An 18440-nucleotide genomic window follows, 5' to 3' on the forward strand; every position below is an offset into this window, starting at 1 on the left:
CTCAGATCGTCTCCGGAACGACGAAGGCGGCACGGGCCTCGGGCGGCAGATGGCGGTCGAACCAGGCGGCGACGGGCGCCAGTTCCGGTTTCGCCAGTTGGGCCTCCAGCAGGCGCCAGACCCGCGGCAGATGGACAAGATAGGACCGCCGCCCCTGGCTCAGCGCCAGACGGACGAAGATGGCGACGATCCGCGTGTGGCGCGCCGCCCCCAGCACCGCCATGGCGCGGCGGAAGGCGGCGGCATCGGTTTCGGGGAAAGCGGCGAGGTAGCGCGCGACCATCGCCTCGGCCAGATCGGGCGCCACGTCGCGCCGCGCATCCTCCAGCAGCGACACCAGATCGTAGGCCCGCGGTCCCCAGCCGGCGCTCTGGAAGTCGATCAGGCCGGCCGCCCGTACCCCCGGCCGATCCAGCCGCATCAGATTGTCGACGTGGTAGTCGCGCAGCAGGAGCGACGGCGCTCCGGCGCAGACCGGCTCCAGCACCGTCCGCCAAGCCGTATCGAAACCGGAACGATCATCGTCGCTCAAGGGCTTTCCCAGCACCACCGGCATATAGGCGTCGATGAACAGCCGGGTCTGGGCGATGAACAGGTCCGGATCGTAGACGGGCAGGGCCAGCCGCTGCGCCGCCCCCTCGGGCCAGCCGCGGTGGATGGTGACCAGCGCATCGGTCGCCATCTCATAGAGCGGTTGAGGATCGGAAGCGTCCACGAGCAGGCGGGAGAATGTTTCGCTTCCGAAATCTTCCTGGATCGCCAATCCCCGTTCCACATCCGACGCAAGCACGGCGGGCACCGACAGCCCGATGGCTGCCAGTTCGGCGCCGATGGCCATGAAGGGAACGAGGTCGTCCGCCGGGGCGGGCGTGTCCACCAGGATCAGAGTTGCGCCGTCCGCCTTGCGCAGGCGCTCGTAGCGCCGGGCGGAGGCATCGCCGGCCAACGGCTCCCGCGCAGCATCGGACAGGCCGTTGGCGGCGAGGAAGGCGGCGATCTCCGCTTCCCGTGCGGAAGAGACAGCCGCCATCACAGCGTCCAGTCGGCGGCGGCCACCCGCGCCGCCAGCGCGCCATGGCCGGTCAGCGTGGCGCGTCGGGCGTCGGGGCCGTCATGCTCCATCGTCACCTCGACCCGGTCGGGCGGCAGTAGCGGACCCAGCCGATCCGGCCATTCGACCAGCGCCACCGCCTCGGCCCGCGCGTCGTCCCAGCCCAGCTCATACACCTCGTCCGGCCCCGACAGGCGGTAGAGGTCGAAATGCCAGACCGGGCCGATGGCGGTGTCGTAGGTCTGCACCAGGGTGAAGGTGGGGGACGGCACCTCGGCGTCCTCGTGGGTGACGCTGCGGATCAACGCCCGCGACAGCGCCGACTTGCCGGCGCCGAGATCGCCGCGCAGAGCCACGAGGTCGCCCGGCCGCAGCAGGACGCCCAGCCGGCGGCCCAGCGCCGCGGTGGCGGCCTCGTCAGGCAGTTGGATCGCAATGGTGTGAAGGGGAGTGTCCGACATGGCGCGGATACTGTGCGAAGCCGCCGCCCGCCCGCAAGCCGGAAAGAAGGGTGGGTCAGCGGCAGACTTACCGGCCGATCCTTACCGGCCGATCCTTACCGGCCGATCCTTACCGGCCGATCCGCCGCTTGGGCGACAGGCGGTCGCCCGCGCCCGCGCCAACTCCCTCTGCCGCGCCGGCCACCACCAGCCGCGGCGCCTTGTTGAAGTTCATGGTGATCATCAGCGTCAGCGCGCCGTTGATCAGGTGCAGCATCTTGTCGGACGCCACCGGCAGGGGGATGCGCCGGCCCATGCAATAGCCAACCAGCGCCGCCGTCACCTCGGTGTCGGCCAGCACCAGCTCGGTCACCGCGCCGTCGTCGTCGGTGATGCTCAGGCGGGTTTCGATGCCCTCCTGCTCCGGCCCCTCGTTGCGGTGATAGACGACCTTGGACACGGTGCCGACCGGCAATGTGTCCTTCACCCGCCGCCGGCGGTCCAGCACGGCCCGCACCACCTCCTGGTCGGTGAAGACCAGACACCGAAGTTCCTTCATTCGGACCTCCACCCGACCGGCCTCCAGGCAAAGAAAGCCCGGTTATCCGCCGCCGACCTTCACTTTCCGCTTCGCCACCGCCGCGTGCAATCGACAAATTTAAGCGAATTTATGCGAAATTGTTGCTCGGTTCCGACGATCCGTCGTCCTGCCTCGCACGCGACACAGGATCGCTTTCCCTTTGCGGGGGGTTGACCCGGCCGGGAAATGCGGACAATGGAAGGATCGTTCGCCGACCCTTCCGCATCATCCTCCAACCGGCACCCCGTCTCAAGGAATTGGCTTTCATGTCGCAGACCGCCTCCAGCCACGATGTCCTCACCACCGATGTCGTCATCGTCGGCGCCGGCCCCGTCGGGCTGTTCGCCGTATTCGAATGCGGCATGCTGAAGATGCGCTGCCACGTGGTGGACGCGCTGGACATGGTCGGCGGCCAGTGCACCGCGCTCTACCCGGAAAAGCCGATCTACGACATCCCGGCCCATCCCTCGATCGAGGCGGCCGACCTGATCGACCGGCTGGCGGAGCAGGCGGCCCCCTTCTCGCCCACCTATCACCTGGGCCAGCAGGTGGAGAAGCTGACGCGCCAGGACAGCGGGCGCTGGCTGGTGGAGACCAGCATCGGCACGAAGATCGACACCCAGGCGGTGATCATCGCCGCCGGCAGCGGCGCCTTCGGTCCCAACCGCCCGCCGCTCGACGGGCTGGAGGCCTATGAGGGCAAGTCGGTCTTCTACATGGTGCGCCGCCGCCAGGACTTCGCCGGCAAGAAGGTGGTGATCGCCGGCGGCGGCGACAGCGCGGTCGATTGGGCCATATCCCTGGCCGACGTGGCGGAGCGTGTCTATGTCGTCCACCGCCGTCCGAAGTTCCGCGCCGCCCCCGAAAGCGTCGCCCGCATGGAAGCCCTGGTGCGCGAGGGGCGCGTCGAGATGGTGGTGCCTTACCAGCTGTCCGGCCTGGACGGAGAGAACGGCCAGCTGACCGCGGTGCGCGTCGCCACGCTGGACGGCGAGGAAAAGGCGCTGCCGGCCGACGCGCTGCTCGCCTTCTTCGGCCTGTCGATGAATCTCGGGCCGATCGCCGACTGGGGGCTGGATCTGGAGCGCAGCCATATCGCGGTGGCCCAGCCCGGCTGCGCCACCAACGTTCCGGGCGTCTTCGCCATCGGCGATATCGCGACGTATCCCGGCAAGCTGAAGCTGATCCTCTGCGGCTTCGCCGAAGCAGCGCAGGCCGCCCACGCCATCCGCCCGCTGGTCTATCCCGGCGAGGCGCTGCACTTCGAATATTCGACCTCGAAGGGCGTCCCCGGCGCGGCGTGAGTTGAGATGCCCTCTCCCGTCCCGGGAGAGGGAGGGGACCCGCCGAAGGCGGGGAGGGTGAGGGGTGATCCAAGAAACCTGAACCGCATGGCCCCGAAGCGCGAGCTTCGTGCCTACCCCCTTGTGTAATTGAAAGTTCCTAGATTGCTCCCTGGACGGCTTGTCATGAGCAAGCCGTCCAGGGTTGCCGACCCCGTATGCCCCTTGGTTTGGAAACCGTGGGTGAGCTTGGGGCGGCCTCCCTTCCTTGAAGTCCGAACGGTTGCTCGGGTTTGAGCCCGCACCACAAGGAAGGAACCAAGGATGTCGACCATCGCTGTCACCGCAGGGATCGACTGCGGCAAATCCCGTCTGGATGTTGCGCTCTTTGGGGCGGAAGACAAGTTCCACGTCGTCAACACTGGCGATGGGCATCGTGAGCTGATTGCCCGGCTGACCAGCCATGGCGTCTGCCGTGTCGGGATGGAAGCCAGCGGCGGCTATGAGCGGGGCGTCCGGACCGCTTTGCGCGACGCCGGGCTGCCGGTCACGGTATTTGATCCCGCCCGGGTTCGCTGCTTTGCCAAGGCCAAGGGACTGCGGGCGAAGAATGACCGGATCGATGCGGCTGTGATCGCCGAGTTCACGGCCTCTGCCCTTGCCCTGGCTGACAGCCTGAGCGATCCCGAACACGAAGAACTGGCCGGCTACGTGAGGCTGCGCCGCCTGCTGAGCGACAAGCGGGCCGATCTCAAGCGGGTCGCCGCCATGCTCGATGGTGAAGCCCGGGGGATCCTGGCGACAGCGATGGAGGGTTTGGATCGGGCGATCGAGGCGGTGGAGGTCAAGCTTCGGGAACGTACCCGTGCGCAAACGGCTCTGGGAGCCACCATCGAGCGGCTGTGCAGCGCGCCTGGGATCGGGTGGATCACCGCAATGAGCTTGGCCGTACTGCTTCCAGAACTAGGGCGGATCAGCAGCAAGCAGATCGCCGCTCTGGCCGGGGTGGCGCCCTTCGATCGCGACAGCGGCCGCTGGCACGGCCAGCGTCACATCGCCGGAGGACGGGCCGACGTCCGGCGTACGCTCTACATGGCCGCACAGGTCGCCGCGACCCGAACCTCCGGAGCCATCGCCGATTTCTACAACCGCCTGCGAGCCAAGGGAAAGCCGGCCAAGGTCGCTTTGACTGCCTGCATGCACAAGCTGATCGTCCGTCTCAACGCGATGATCGCCAAAGGCCAGGACTGGACAGTCAAAAGCGCTTGACCCAGCAGCGGTCGGCGCTTGCCGTCGACCGCATGCCAAGCCAAACGAACCGGGCGCGCGCACCCGTCAAGGCCGGAGCCGCCCGAAGGGCGGGCGCGCGCTAGCGCGAGCCTTGACGGGGAGCACGAACGGTTCAGTTCGCGCTACCGAAAAATACGGTTGCTCACCCTTCCCATGCTCCGCATGGGCCCCTTCCCTCTCCCGGGGCGGGAGAGGGAGGTATTTTACTCCCCCTACTCCGCCTTCACCCCGTTCACCGGCGCGCGCACCGGCATGATGCAGCGGACATGGGCGTTGCGGTAGACCCCGGCGGCGCCGGTCTCGTCCAGTTCCAGCCGGCCGCCATGCAGTTCCACCACGTTGCGGGCCAGCGACACGCCCAGCGCCGCCGCACCCTGCGGGTCGGCGTCGGGCGCCGCGGCGCCGCTGACCGACAGGGTGATGCTGCCGTTCAGCCGCTCGCCGGCCAAACGGATGCGGCGGTCGGGCGGCGGGTGGCGGATGGCGCCCACCACCAGGGTGAACAGCGCCTGCTTCAGCCGCTTGCCGTCGCCCTCCATCTCGCCAAGCGCGTCCGGCGCCACCACCTCCAGCCGCAGCCCCTCGCGCCGCGCCCAGTCGCGGGTCAGGCCGGCCACCGACTCGAGTAGGTCGGGCAGGTTGACCGCGCCGCGCTCCAGCGTGGTGACGCCGGCGCCCAGGCTGGTCAGGTCGACCACGTCGTCGATCAACTCCAGCAGGCGCTGGCCGGCCGTCAGCATGCTGCGCACATACTCCATCTGGCGGTCGTTCAACTCGCCGAAATACTGGTTCGCCAGCATCTCGGCGAAGCCGATGATGCCGTTCAGCGGCGTGCGCAGATGGTGGGAGACGTTGGCGATGAACTCGCTCTTCAACTGGTCGGCGGCCTCCAGCGCGGCGTTGGAGGCGCGCAGCGCCGTCTCCAGCCGGGCACCGTCGGTGACGTCGAGATAGCTGTTCAGCACCGCCCCGTCGGGCAGCGGCAGGGTGGAGAACTCCACCACCGACCCGTCGCTGCGCTCCACCCGGCCGGAACGGACGCTGCGCTCCAGCGTGGCGCCGACCAGCTCCTCCTTCACCGCCTCCCAGGTGGCGGCCTCGCCCGGCCTGTCGGCGACCTTTTCCGCAATCCTGTCCGCCCCCTTGTCCGCCGGTTGCATCTCCAGCAGCGGGCGCATGCGCTCGATGACGTCGGCGATATGCGGTTCGCCGTGCAGGTCGCCGTCGGCCAGATCCCAGATGCGGGCGAAGGCCGGGTTGGACAGCTTCAGCCGGCCGTCGCCGCCGAACACGGCGATGCCCTCCGCCAGATTGTCCAGCGTCTCCTGCTGCACCGCCATCAGCGTGTTGTAGGAGGATTCCAGCGCCAGCGTGTTGGTCACGTCCTCCAGGATGGTGATCAGCCCGCCCTGCGGGTGCGGCGCCGCCAGATGGCGCAGCGTGGTGCCGTCCGGCAGGTGCAGCATCTCCTCCACCGGCTCCACCAGATGGGTGTAGCGGGTCAAGCGCTCGCGCTTGAAGGTCTGGTAGTCGGCATATTCCGGCAGGCGGCGGCGGGCGCGCAGCTCCTCCAGCAGTTCGGCGTTGGTCGGTTCGGTGCGCAGCCACCCCTCGTCCAGCTCCCACAGCCGGGCATAGGCCTGGTTGAAGAAGGTCAGGCGGGTGTCGGGGCCGAAGATGGCGATGGCGGTGCCCAGCCGTTCCAGCACCTCTGCATGGGCGGTCAGGTGGCGGTCCAGCTCGCCGCGCAGCTCCTCCAGCGGGGTCAGGTCGAGGGCATAGCCGACCACCAGCGTGCCGCCACCGTCGGTCAGCGGCAGCGGCGCTTCCGTCACCTCCAGCAGGCGGCGTTCGGTGCCGATCACCACGGGAGCGCGGTCGGACTGGGCGAAGCCGCCGCTGCGCGCCCGTTCGGCCAGCGCGCGGCCGGCGGCGGTCAGCTCCCGCCCCTCCGTCACCACACTGTCGGGATCGCCGTCGACGGCGCGGGCATAGGCGCGGTTGCACCAGGACAGCCGCAGCGAGCGGTCGCGCATCCACACCGGCACCGGCAGCGCATCGGCCATCGCCTGCAGCTCGGCAAGGCGGGAGCGCGCCGCCCCGGTCGCCTGCTCCTGACGCCGCGTGGCGTCGTTGGCGGCGTCGCGGGCGACGGTCACATCCTCGATCCACACCACGTCGCAATGGGTATCGCCGGCCCGGCCGCGCCGGCCGGTCAGCACCAGCCGCCGCCCGTCGGATGCCGCCGCCTCGCAGCGGAAGGGCTCGCCGTCACGGCGCAGGCGGGAGAGTGCGGGAGCGAAGTCCGGCACCTTCAGGCAAGCGGTCAGGTCGTCGGCATTGCAGATGCCCAGAAGGGCCGCCGCGTCTTCGGATAACGCGCTGTCGCCCTGCTCCGTCCATGCGCACCAGGGATGCGGGGCGGCAGCCAGCATGGCCCGCCATCGGTCACGGTCTGCGGCGGCGTGATCGGCTTGGCGCCGGGTTTCCTTGTTCCAAAAGAAGCCAGCGAGACCGACCACGCTTTTCACCCCCGGGACCGCCGGGCTTGTCGCTTGCCCGGCCGAATCTGTCGAAATGAATCAAGAAGCGCAGAGTAGTTCAGCCCTCTCCCACCGACAAGCGAACAGCCGTCCGCTTTGCGCCTTTTCGAGATTTCCTTCCCGCCCAGGTAGTTTTCGCTCCGGCACGTCCGGTTACGCCATGCTCTCTTCCGGGCTGGGCACCGTCTCTTTCGTGTGACGCAGGTCGTGAATCGCCTTTTCGACCTTCGGGAAGGCGGCGGCCATCGCTCGGGCGTGCCGTTCCACATCCGACGCGCGCGCCTCGACAATGGCGCGTTCCAGCGCGGTGCAGGCGGCGGCCAGTGCCCGCGCCCCTGCCGTCCGCGCCGCTCCGGCGGCCGAATGGGCGGCGGCCCGCGCCTCCTCCATCTCCCCGGCATCGAGGGCCTGCCGCACCCGCTCCAGCGTGGGCTGCGTCGTTTCGATGAAGAAATCCATCATGTCGAGCGTGCCGGCGTCCAGGCCGCTTCCCTCCATGCCCCCAAAGGTCTCGCGCACATGGTCGAGGTCGAGCACCGGCAGCGCCTCCTCCTCCTCCGTCGGCGCCGGCTGCGGCTCCGGCGTCCGCGCCTCCGGGACCGTGCGGGGGTCGAGCCAGCGGGCGAGCACGCGCGCAAGCTGCGCCAGCGTCACCGGTTTGGCGAGGTAATCGTCCATGCCGGCGGCCAGGCAGCGTTCCATCTCGCCGGACAGGGCGTTGGCGGTCATGGCGACGATGGGGGTGTGCCGCGGTCCCCCATCCCGCTGCCCATCCTCTTCCGCCCGGATGCGGCGGGCCAGTTCATAGCCGTCCATCGCCGGCATGTGGCAGTCGGTGATGACCAGCCGGTGCCGTCCACGCCGCCATGCCGCCAGCGCCTGCTCGCCGTCGGCCGTCAGCTCCGCCGCATAGCCCAGCCGGCGCAGCTGGCGCAGCACGACCTGCTGGTTGGTCGGGTGGTCCTCCGCCACCAGGATCGGGCCGGAATCGGCGGGAACCGGCGACGGCAGGCATGACGGCAGGCAGGGAGCCTCCAAGGCGGGGCCGGCGGCATCGGGCGCGCAGCGGCCGGTCAGGATCGCGGCGGCGCGGATCAGGGCGGTGCGGTGGACCGGCTGCACCAGTCCGACGGTCTGGCCCGATGCCGTCTGGACTGGTGTCGCGTGGGGAGAGGCGACCGCCACGCCGCCGCCCGTCCTGCCGTCGCCCAGCAGAAGCCGCGGCAGGCCGGGACAGCGGGCGCCGGCCAGCGGCTCCAGCCGCCCGGCCAGCGCCGTGGTGGTGACCAGAAGCCCGAATCCGCCGCGTCCCAGCTTCGATGCGGCATCGGCCACCGTGGCGGCGGTCGTCACGGTCGCACCGCCCTGTTCAAGATAGCGGGCCAGCACCGCGCGCTGCACCTCGTCCTCGTCGACCGCCAGAACGGACAGGCCGTCCAGCGGCGCCGGAGCGGGCGACAGGGCGGGCGCCGGCTCCGCCGCGCGCGGCAGGTCCACCGTGAACCAGAAGGTCGACCCGCGACCGGGCGCCGAGGAGACGCCGATCCGCCCGCCCATCCGCTCGACCAGCCGGGTGCAGATCGCCAGCCCCAGCCCGGTGCCGCCGAAACGCCGCGTGGTGGAGCTGTCGGCCTGGCTGAAGGGCTGGAACAGCCGGGCCTGCCCCTCCGGCCCGATGCCGATGCCGCTGTCCTCCACCGCCACATGCAGGCGGACATGCTCCGGTCCCCCTGGATGGGATCGGGCCGGATCGGAAAGGGCGCGGACGCGCAGCACCACCCGGCCGCGGTCGGTGAACTTGATGGCGTTGCCGGTCAGGTTGAACAGGATCTGGCGCAGCCGGCCGGAGTCGCCGCGCAGCCGCTCCGGCACCGAGCGGTCGATGTCGCAGATCAGCGCCAGCCCCTTCTGGTGGGCCTGGGGCGCCAGCAGGTCGGCGACCCCCTCCACCAGCTCCGCCGGGCGCAGGTCCAGATCCTCCAGCTCCAGCTTCCCGGCCTCGATCTTCGACAGGTCCAGGATGTCGTCGATGATCCGCAGCAGCGCCGCCCCGCTGTCCCGCATGGTGGAGACCAGCGTGCGCTGCTCCTCGTCCAGCGGGGTCAGCGCCATCAGCTCCAGCATGCCCAGCACGCCGTTCATCGGGGTGCGGATCTCGTGGCTCATCGTCGCCAGGAATTCCGCCTTCGACCGGGCGGCGATCTCCGCCTGCTCCTTGGCGGCGCGCAGCGCCTCCTCCGCCTGCTTGCGCGCGGTGATGTCGTAGCTCCAGGCCAACACCGCCGGCTCGCCCTCGAAGCTGGTGCGCTGGAGCGTCTTCAGCGCCCAGACCCGGCTGCCGTCGGGGCGGTTCACCGCCGCCTCGGCATCGCGCACCAGCACGCCGCCGCTCTCCGGCTCCCGGCCACCCTGACCAACTGCCCCGGCGGGCAGGACCGGCGCGTGGCGGCTGCCGACGAACTCCTCCAGCGGCCGGCCGGCCAGCTCGGCGGCGCGGGCGTTGGCGAAGGCGACGGTGCCGTCGGCGCGGCGGATCGAGACGCCGACCGGGCTCTGCTCGAGGATGGTGCGCAGCCTGCGCTCGCCCTCGGCCAGCGCGCTTTCGCGGGCGCGGATGGCGGTGACGAAATAGGCCAGCGCGCGGGCCATCTCGCCGATCTCGTCGCGGCTTTCGGCCGGGGTGACGGCGGGAAGGTCCAGATCGGGCATCCCTGCCGGCTCGGCCGTCTCCACCGCCTGCATGGCGCTGCGCAGCCGGCGCAGCCGCGCCACCACGTTGCGATGGATGTAGGCGAAAATGGCGGCGGCCCCCAGGATCGACAGCACCGCCATGGCGATCACCGCCCGCTTGCCGTCGCGGATCACCCGCTCGAACTCGGTCGACCGGCGGGCGACGTCCTGCTCCACCGCCAGGAAATAGTCGGACACGATGCCGACCAGCTGGTCGGAAACCGCCTGGTTGCGCGCCGCCGACCGCTTGATCGCCCGTTGCAGCGACAGCTCCGCCTCGCGCAGCGCGAACAGGGGGGATGGACCGAAGGCCTGATCCACCACCTCGCGCTGCAGCGGCTCCAGCCGCGCCGCCCGCTCGGCCGGCAGCAGGGCCAGCGCCTCGGCCGCCCTGTCCAGCGCGGCGCGGGTGTCGGCCCGGAGGCGGTCGAGCTGGCCGTCGCCGCTGCTGTCGCCCTTACCGTCGCCCTTGCTGTCGCCCTCTGCCCGCAGCACCGCCAGCAGCGCGGTCGCCGCCCCGGTCAGTTCACGGCGCCAGCGTTCCAGCGCCGCGCGGCCGCGGTCCGCCGCCTCCGCATCGGGCAGGCCGGCCCGCAGTTCCATCGGCCAGGAGGCGTCGGCCTCCCGCGTGCCCGCCGCCGCCAGCCGGGCGGTCAGGGCGGCCAGCGCCTGGGCGCGGGCGCGGGTCTCTGCGTTCAGGGACAGCTGCTGCCGGACCTGGGCGTTCAGGGTCAGCAGCGTGCCGACCAGTTCGTTCTTGCGGCGGTCCAGCTCGCCCAGATCGGCCCTGCTGTACTCGGCCCTGCTGTACTCGGCTTGGCCGGCTCCGGCTCCGGCCCCGGCCCGGTCGGCACGGCGCATGGTGCCGCCCCCGGTGCCGCCAAGGTCGATCAGCCTGGCCGTCAACTCCTCCAGCCGCGCCAGCTGCCCGTCCATGCGCGCCATCACCGCGTCGCGCGCGGTCTGGTCGGGGGCGGCGACCAGGGCGGGGGCGATGGCGGCGACGGCGCCGCTCTGCTGCACCAGCTGGGCGGCGGCGACCAGCCCCGGCACCTTGGCGGTGGCGATCTGCTCGTAGCCCTGGTGGAAGCGCGAGAACAGCGAGACGGCGACGACGCTGGTCGCCGCGGCCAGCCCGCCGATGACCGTCAACCCCGCCAGGATGCGGAACGCCACGCTCCGCCCCAGGGGCCGCCCCAGGATTCGCCGGGGACTCCGCATGCCCACCCCCACGCTCGCCGCCGACCCAGCCATCTCGGCTGGCCGATCATGCCATAGAAAGCGGGGCGGGGGAGCGGGAAGTCAGGCGACGCCGGTGGAGCCGAAGCCGCCCGCGCCGCGCGCGGTCTCGTCCAGCGAGGCGACCTCGACCAGCACCGCCTGCGGCGCCGCGGCGATCACCGCCTGGGCGATGCGGTCGCCGCGGGCGATGGTGAAGGGCTCCTGGCCCAGATTGATCAGGCAGACGCCGACCGGGCCGCGGTAGTCGCAATCGACGGTGCCCGGCGTGTTCAGCACGGTGACGCCGTTCTTCACCGCCAGCCCGGAGCGCGGCCGGATCTGCATCTCCCACCCCGCCGGCAGCCCGACGGCGAAACCGGTCGGCACCAGCACCCGCTTGCCGGGATCGAGCACGACCGGGGCATCGGCCGGCACCGCGGCGCGCAGGTCGAACCCGGCGGCCCCGTCGGTGGCGTAGGAGGGCAGCGGCAGGTCGTCGTTGCCGGGCAGGCGGAGGAAGGCGACGGTGGGGGGCATGGGTGGTTCCTGTGGTGTTGACGTTCAGGCTTACGATTGCCCCCACCTAACCTCCCCCGCTGGGCGGGGGAGGGACTGCCGCCGCTTTCCCGTACAAGCGATTGTCCCCTCCCCCGCCCAGCGGGGGAGGGTTGGGGTTGGGGCACCGCAGAGTGGGGGCGCCGGTAGACGCTACTTCCCCTCGAAATACCCCGCCACCGCCTCGGCCAGCCGGGCGGCGACGGCGTCCTTGGGCAGGGTCGGCCAGCTTTCGACGTCGTCGGCGCGGATCAGGTGGACGGTGTTGTCACTACCGCCGAAGGTGCCGGTGCCGGGAGAGACGTCGTTGGCGACGATCCAGTCGCAGCCCTTGCGAGCGCGCTTGGCGGTGGCATAGGCCAGCACGTCGCCGGTCTCCGCCGCGAAGCCGACCACCAGCGCCGGACGGTGCCCGCCCGGCCGAGACAAGGTGGCGAGGATGTCCGGGTTCTCGGTCAGGGCCAGGGCCGGCGGGCCGCCGCCGTCCTTCTTCAGCTTGCGGTCGGACGCACCGTCGACGCGCCAGTCCGCCACCGCGGCGGCGCAGACCGCGATGTCGGCCGGCAGCGCCGCCTCGCAGGCCGCCAGCATCTCCCGCGCCGTCTCGATATGGACGACGCGGCAGCCGGCCGGGTCGGGCAGGCGGGTCGGGCCGCTGACCAGCGTCACCTCGGCTCCCAGCGCCGCCAGCGCCGCGGCGATGGCGTGCCCCTGCTTGCCCGACGAGCGGTTGGCGATGTAGCGCACCGGGTCGATCGGCTCGTGCGTCGGGCCGCTGGTGACGATGGCGCGCCGGCCGGCGAGCGGCCCCTGGAGACGGCTCGCCTCCTCCGCGAAGAAGCCGGCGATGGCGTCGACGATCTCCATCGGCTCGGCCATGCGGCCGGGGCCGAATTCGTTGCAGGCCATCACCCCGTCGTTGGGGCCGATCCGCCGCACGCCGCGGCTTTCCAGCAGGGCCATGTTGGCCTGGGTGGCGGCATGCCGCCACATGCGGACATTCATAGCGGGGGCGACCAGCACCGGCTTGTCGGTGGCCAGCAGCACGGTGGCGGCCAGATCGTCGGCCATGCCGGCGGCCATGCGCGCCAGCAGGTTGGCGGTGGCCGGCGCCACCACCAGCAGGTCGGCCTCGCGCGACAGGCGGATGTGGCCCATCTCCGACTCGTCGGTCAGCGACCACAGGTCGCGGTAGACGGTATCCTCGGTCAGCGCCTGTACCGACAACGGGGTGACGAAGCGGGCGCCGGCCTCGGTCAGCACCGCGCGCACCGTCACGCCGCGTTCGCGCAGGCGGCGGATCAGCTCCAGGCTCTTGTAGGCGGCGATGCCGCCGGCGATGACCAGCAGCACGCGCTTGCCGGCCAGAATGGCGTGATCGGCCATGGCGAACCCCTCTTCCCGACGCCCCGATGCCCGTTGCTGATAGTTCATCGCGTCAGCCCCGGCAAGCGGCGCCGCCGCGACATACTCTGTCCCGCGGCGATTTCGATGTGTTCGCGCTGTCGGCCATGCGCGTAAAGGTGGGATTTTCAGAATTATCTGTTAGACAATAGGAGCTGTTCCGTCCCCACCCTTCGCGTGTCACCCACAGCATGCCGCCAGGTTCTATTCCCGTCCTGCTGATCGAAGACACGCCGTCGCTGGCCCGTGTCTATGCGGAATACCTTAAAAAGGAATCCCACACCGTCATCTCGGTGGAGACCGGGGCCGATGCGCTGGCGCAGCTGAACGGCGGCGCGCCGATGGTCGTGCTGTTGGATCTGCAGCTGCCGGACATGAACGGGATGGAGGTGCTGAAACGCATCGACACCCAGGCGCTGCCCTGCGCCGTCATCGTCATCACCGCCCACGGCTCGGTGAAGGCGGCGGTGGAGGCGATGCGCTACGGCGCCTATGATTTCCTGGTGAAGCCCTTCTCCGCCGACCGGCTGGTGGTGACGGTCCGCAACGCGATGGAGCGGCTGCGGCTGGCCCAGCTGGTCGACACCTTCGAGAAGGACCTGAACCGCGCCCGCTATCACGGCTTCATCGGCTCGTCGCTGGCGATGCAGGCGGTCTACCGCATCGTCGACAGCGCCGCCTCCTCGCGCGCGACCGTCTTCATCACCGGCGAATCCGGCACCGGCAAGGAGGTCTGCGCCGAGGCGATCCACCGCCAGAGCCAGCGCGCCGCGCGCCCCTTCATCGCCATCAACTGCGGCGCCATCCCGAAGGATCTCATGGAAAGCGAGATCTTCGGCCATGTGAAGGGCAGCTTCACCGGGGCGGTGTCCGACCGCGAGGGTGCGGCGGCCCGCGCCGACGGCGGCACCCTGTTCCTGGACGAGATCTGCGAGCTGGCGCCCGACCTGCAGACCAAGCTGCTGCGCTTCATCCAGACCGGCACTTTCACCCCCGTCGGCGGATCGAAGCTGGAGAAGGTCGATCTGCGCATCGTCTGCGCCACCAACCGCGATCCCCTGCGCGAGGTGGAGGAGGGGCGGTTCCGCGAGGACCTGTACTATCGCCTGCACGTCATCCCCATCCACCTGCCGCCGCTGCGCGAGCGCGAGGACGACGTTCTGGAGATCGCCCGCCATTATCTGGCGGAGTTCGCGAAGGAGGAGAAGAAGGGCTTCACCCGCTTCTCGCCCGAGGCGGAGCATGCCCTGCGCCACTATCACTGGCCCGGCAACGTCCGCCAGTTGCAGAATGTCGTGCGCATCGTCGCCGTGCTGCATGACGGCGACACGGTGATGCCGGAGATGCTGCCGCCGCCGCTGGGCACGCCGCAGCCGGTGCCGGTCCATGCCGCCACCGCCGTCGTGCCGGCCGGCGCCCTGTCGGCCCCGCGCCCGCATGTTCCGCCCTCCCCGGACTCGATCAAGCCGCTGTGGGAGGTGGAGAAGGACGCCATCGAGGATGCCATCGCCGCCTGCGACGGCAACATCCCGCGCGCCGCCGCGCTGCTGCAGATCAGCGCCTCGACGATCTACCGCAAGCGTCTGGCCTGGCAGGCCGAAGGGAAAATCTAAGCCTTTATTTCAGCAAGGATTTCTTACCGGCTCTCCTGGCACCGCAAGAAACGGGCTAATACCCTTCGACAAAGCATTGACGCCTTGGTCGTAATTCCGCTCCGAAGGCGGACGTCGTTGGTCCTATGCCGTGAGATGGAATTGCCCGCAACCGCAGCATGCGGCTAGCCTCCCCGCACAATGTCTTGGTTCCGCTTGCCCGGCAGGCCTCACGGCGCGGCCGATGCCGGCGATCCCGGACCCATGTGCTTTGCAAAGACCAGCTTCGCAGTGACTAGGGGGAGGCCCATGACAAACGGCACCGTCAAATGGTTCAACACCACCAAGGGATACGGCTTCATCGCGCCGGAGGCCGGTTCGAAGGACGTGTTCGTTCACATCACCGCGGTCCAGCGCTCGGGCCTGCATGCCCTGTCGGAAGGCCAGCGCGTCCAGTTCGAGGTCGCCCGCGGCACCAACGGCAAGGATTCGGCGGTGAACATCAGCGTCGTCGAGTGACCCGTCCAAACTGAGTCAGACCGGATATCCGGCGGCGCGGTAGGCCGCGATGGCGTCCCCGGCCAGTTGGGGAATCTCGCCGCGCAGCCTCTCCACCGCGTCCGCCGCCCCGTCTCCGACCCCTTCTCCTTTCGCCCCCTTCGGTTCCGCGACGGATGCCCGGCACGCCATCTCCAGCGCGCGGGCGGCGCTGCACAGGGCGCGGGCGCCGAAGGTCCCGGCGGTGCTTTTCAGCGTGTGCGCCTCCCGCGTCAGAACGGCGCGGTCGGTCTCCCCGGCGATGCGCGCCACCCGTTCCCGCGTCTCCTCCACGAACTGCCGCAGCACGTCGGCCAGCAGTTCCGCCTCCAGATCCTGGGCCAGCTGGGCCAGCACCTCGCGGTCCAGCACCTCGCCCGCCGCCGCCGGCGCCGCCGGGGCGCAGGGGCCGAAACCGGCGGTCCGGCCCGGTGCCTGCACCGCACGCAGCCATTTCTCCACCGTTTCCAGCAGCACCGCCCGGTCCACCGGCTTGGCGACATGGTCGTTCATGCCGGCATCCTGGCAGCGGACGCGGTCGGCCTCGTCGGTGTCGGCGGTCATGGCGACCACCGGCACCCGGCCGGCCGGCCCCGGCAGGTCGCGCAGCAGCCGGGTGGCGGTCAGCCCGTCCATCTCCGGCATCGACAGATCCATCAGGATCAGGTCATAGCCGCCGGCCTGCGCCGCCATCAGCGCCTCCAGCCCGTTGTTGGCGGTGTCGGCGCGATGGCCGGCCTGGGCGAGGATGGCGGTGACCAGCATCTGATTCAGCGGACTGTCCTCCACCACCAGAATCCGGCAGGAGGCCGGCTGAAGATCCGTGGGGAGAAGCGACGGCGGCGTCCGCTGCGTCATCGGAAGGAGGCTCCGCGATAAAGGAAGGGCCAGTGTAAGGGCGCGGCCTTGCCGGTGCAAAGCCCCGCTCCATCTATGCGGAATGCAGGCGGATGGGTGGTTTTCGCGGATCTCCGCGGCCCGGCGCTTCAAATCGGCGCGTCCCGCCGGTATGGTGTCGCGCTTGGCCGGTGTCCGGACCCGATGCCGCCCCCTGACTCCAGCTTCCCTTCGACTTCAGGCAGTGCCGCAGACGATGACCAAACTGAACACCTACCGCTCCGGTCCCGACGAGCGCGGGCATTTCGGAATCTTTGGCGGCCGCTTCGTCGCCGAGACGCTGATGCCGCTGATCCTGGAGGTCGAAAAGGCCTATCGCGAGGCGCGGGCCGATCCCGCCTTCGAAGGCGAGATGCGCCAGCAGTTGAAGCAGTATGTCGGCCGGCCCAATCCGCTCTATTACGCCGAGCGTCTGACCGAGCAGTTGGGCGGCGCCAAGATCTACTTCAAGCGCGAGGAGCTGAACCACACCGGCGCGCACAAGATCAACAACTGCATCGGCCAGATCCTGCTGGCGCGGCGCATGGGCAAGACCCGCATCATCGCCGAGACGGGCGCCGGCCAGCACGGCGTGGCGACCGCGACGGTCTGTGCGCTCTACAACATGCCCTGCGTCATCTACATGGGCGAGACCGACATCGCCCGCCAGCAGCCCAACGTCTTCCGCATGAAGCTGCTGGGCGCCGAGGTCCGCCCGGTGACGTCGGGCAGCGGCACGCTGAAGGACGCGATGAACGAGGCGTTGCGCGATTGGGTCACCAACGTCGCCGACACCTTCTACATCATCGGCACCGCCGCCGGCCCGCACCCCTATCCCGCCATGGTCCGCGACTTCCAGTCGGTGATCGGCGACGAGGTGCGCACCCAGATGCAGGAGCTGGAAGGCCGGCTGCCGGACAGCCTGGTCGCCTGCGTCGGCGGCGGATCGAACGCCATCGGCCTGTTCCACCCCTTCCTCGACGAGTCCTCGGTGCAGATGATCGGCGTCGAGGCCGCCGGCCGCGGCATCGAGAAGGGGCCGCTCGACCATGCCGCCTCGATCAACGGCGGGCGTCCGGGCGTGCTGCACGGCAACCGCACCTACCTGCTGCAGGACGAGGACGGCCAGATCCTGGAAGGCCACTCGATCTCCGCCGGCCTCGACTATCCCGGCATCGGGCCGGAACACAGCTGGCTGCATGACGTCGGCCGCGTCGAATACGCCTATGCCACCGACCAGGAGGCGCTGGACGCCTTCCAGCTCTGCGCCCGCACCGAGGGCATCATCCCCGCGCTGGAATCCGCCCACGGCCTTGCCGAGGTCATCAAGCGCGCACCGAAACTGCCCAAGGACCACCTGATGGTGCTGTGCCTGTCGGGCCGCGGCGACAAGGACATCTTCTCCGTCGCCAAGCATCTGGGAGTGGAACTGTGAGTGCCGACATTTTGGCCGATGGCCGCATCGCCCGCCGGTTCAATGCGCTGAAGGCGGAGGGACGCGCCGGTCTGGTCACCTTCATCACCGCCGGCGATCCCGATCCCGCCGTCTCGCAAGCGGTGCTGAACGGCCTCCCGGCCGCCGGCGCCGACCTGATCGAGCTGGGCATGCCCTTCACCGACCCGATGGCCGACGGCCCGGCGATCCAGGCCTCCTCGCTGCGCGCGCTGAAGGCGGGGATGACGGTGCGCAAGACGCTGGAGATGGTCCGCGGCTTCCGCAAGCAGGACGCCGACACGCCGATCATCCTGATGGGCTATTTCAACCCGATCCACGCCTATGGGGTGGAGCCCTTCCTGGCCGCCGCGCGCGAGGCCGGGGTCGACGGCCTGATCGTCGTCGACCTGCCGCCGGAAGAGGACGAGGAGCTGTGCATCCCGGCGCTGAAGGCCGGCGTCAGCTTCGTCCGCCTGACGACGCCGACCACCGACGAGGCGCGCATGCCGGCCGTGATGCGCAACACCTCGGGCTTCGTCTATTACGTGTCGATCGCCGGCATCACCGGCACCGCCAGCGCGTCGAACACCGCCATCGACGCGGCGGTCGCCCGGTTGAAGCGCCACACCGACCTGCCGGTCGCCGTCGGCTTCGGCATCAAGACGCCGGATCAGGCCGCCGAGGTCGCCCGCGTCGCCGATGCCGCCGTGGTCGGCTCTGCCATCGTCACCCGTCTGGCCGATGGCCTGGCCGCCGGTGTCGACGGAGCGGCCGCGGTCGAGGACGTGCTGGGCTTCGTCGGCGAACTGGCCAAGGGCGTGCGCGCGGCGCGGGGGTGAGGGACGGACGGTTTACAACGGCCGCAAACCGCTTTACGACACCTGCAACACGATCGCTCATGGC

At 70.2% G+C, this 18440-nt stretch carries 14 protein-coding genes; 6 read left to right on the forward strand and 8 right to left on the reverse strand.

From position 1 onward, the window contains the following. Position 1 precedes the first annotated feature (1 nt). The 3 genes from PWS46_RS13795 to PWS46_RS13805 all read right to left on the reverse strand — a co-directional run bounded on the left by PWS46_RS13795 (position 2) and on the right by PWS46_RS13805 (position 2050). Entirely contained in the window at positions 2-1030 is a 1029-nt protein-coding gene (locus PWS46_RS13795; protein ID WP_434616248.1) for an aminoglycoside phosphotransferase family protein, read from the reverse strand. Further along, the gene (gene tsaE, locus PWS46_RS13800; protein WP_434616251.1) at positions 1030-1512 is read right to left on the reverse strand and encodes a tRNA (adenosine(37)-N6)-threonylcarbamoyltransferase complex ATPase subunit type 1 TsaE; all 483 of its coding nucleotides are present in this window, start codon (positions 1510-1512) and stop codon (positions 1030-1032) included. The genes PWS46_RS13795 and tsaE overlap by 1 nt, the downstream gene beginning before the upstream one ends. Positions 1513-1621: 109 nt before the next feature. After that, a complete protein-coding gene (locus PWS46_RS13805; RefSeq protein ID WP_434616254.1) occupies positions 1622-2050 on the reverse strand; it encodes a hypothetical protein in 429 nt (142 codons plus the stop codon). A 287-nt stretch (positions 2051-2337) separates the two neighbouring features. On the opposite strand from PWS46_RS13805, the gene PWS46_RS13810 reads away from it, so the two are divergent. Together PWS46_RS13810 and PWS46_RS13815 are read left to right on the forward strand one after the other, a co-directional pair. Then, the gene (locus PWS46_RS13810; RefSeq protein WP_434616257.1) at positions 2338-3375 is read left to right on the forward strand and encodes an NAD(P)/FAD-dependent oxidoreductase; all 1038 of its coding nucleotides are present in this window, start codon (positions 2338-2340) and stop codon (positions 3373-3375) included. A 303-nt stretch (positions 3376-3678) separates the two neighbouring features. After that, positions 3679-4623: an IS110 family transposase gene (locus tag PWS46_RS13815; RefSeq protein WP_434616260.1), complete on the forward strand. Its 945-nt coding sequence runs from the start codon at positions 3679-3681 to the stop codon at positions 4621-4623. 233 nt (positions 4624-4856) lie between these two features. Here the strand turns inward: PWS46_RS13815 and PWS46_RS13820 are convergent, their stop codons facing one another. The 4 genes from PWS46_RS13820 to coaBC form a co-directional block, all read right to left on the reverse strand. Further along, entirely contained in the window at positions 4857-7079 is a 2223-nt protein-coding gene (locus PWS46_RS13820) for a PAS-domain containing protein (protein ID WP_434616263.1), read from the reverse strand. Positions 7080-7340: 261 nt separating this feature from the next. Then, positions 7341-11093 carry an ATP-binding protein gene (locus PWS46_RS13825; RefSeq protein WP_434616266.1) on the reverse strand — a complete coding sequence of 1251 codons (3753 nt, stop codon included), beginning with the start codon at positions 11091-11093 and terminating at the stop codon, positions 7341-7343. Positions 11094-11219: 126 nt separating this feature from the next. Then, positions 11220-11675, reverse strand: coding sequence for a dUTP diphosphatase (gene dut / locus PWS46_RS13830; RefSeq protein WP_434616269.1), 456 nt, complete (start codon positions 11673-11675; stop codon positions 11220-11222). Between the two features lie 171 nt (positions 11676-11846). Beyond that, positions 11847-13079 carry a bifunctional phosphopantothenoylcysteine decarboxylase/phosphopantothenate--cysteine ligase CoaBC gene (gene coaBC / locus PWS46_RS13835; protein ID WP_434616272.1) on the reverse strand — a complete coding sequence of 411 codons (1233 nt, stop codon included), beginning with the start codon at positions 13077-13079 and terminating at the stop codon, positions 11847-11849. A gap of 209 nt (positions 13080-13288) precedes the next feature. On the opposite strand from coaBC, the gene PWS46_RS13840 reads away from it, so the two are divergent. Further along, a complete protein-coding gene (locus PWS46_RS13840; protein ID WP_434616275.1) occupies positions 13289-14710 on the forward strand; it encodes a sigma-54-dependent transcriptional regulator in 1422 nt (473 codons plus the stop codon). A gap of 288 nt (positions 14711-14998) precedes the next feature. Then, the gene (locus PWS46_RS13845) at positions 14999-15208 is read left to right on the forward strand and encodes a cold-shock protein (RefSeq protein ID WP_014249082.1); all 210 of its coding nucleotides are present in this window, start codon (positions 14999-15001) and stop codon (positions 15206-15208) included. A gap of 15 nt (positions 15209-15223) precedes the next feature. Here PWS46_RS13845 and PWS46_RS13850 read toward each other — a convergent pair whose 3' ends face one another. Beyond that, positions 15224-16084 (reverse strand): response regulator, encoded by an 861-nt coding sequence (locus PWS46_RS13850; RefSeq protein ID WP_434616279.1) that lies wholly within the window; start codon positions 16082-16084, stop codon positions 15224-15226. Positions 16085-16319: 235 nt separating this feature from the next. Here PWS46_RS13850 and trpB point away from each other — a divergent pair, with 235 nt between their 5' ends. Together trpB and trpA are read left to right on the forward strand one after the other, a co-directional pair. Continuing rightward, on the forward strand, positions 16320-17537 hold the full coding sequence (gene trpB / locus PWS46_RS13855) for a tryptophan synthase subunit beta (protein WP_434616282.1): 1218 nt from the start codon (positions 16320-16322) through the stop codon (positions 17535-17537). After that, positions 17534-18376 carry a tryptophan synthase subunit alpha gene (gene trpA / locus PWS46_RS13860; RefSeq protein ID WP_434616285.1) on the forward strand — a complete coding sequence of 281 codons (843 nt, stop codon included), beginning with the start codon at positions 17534-17536 and terminating at the stop codon, positions 18374-18376. Before trpB ends, trpA begins: the two co-directional genes overlap by 4 nt. The last annotated feature ends 64 nt before the right edge of the window (positions 18377-18440 follow it).

The organism is Azospirillum sp. B2RO_4 (assembly GCF_051124815.1).
Taxonomy (GTDB): domain Bacteria; phylum Pseudomonadota; class Alphaproteobacteria; order Azospirillales; family Azospirillaceae; genus Azospirillum.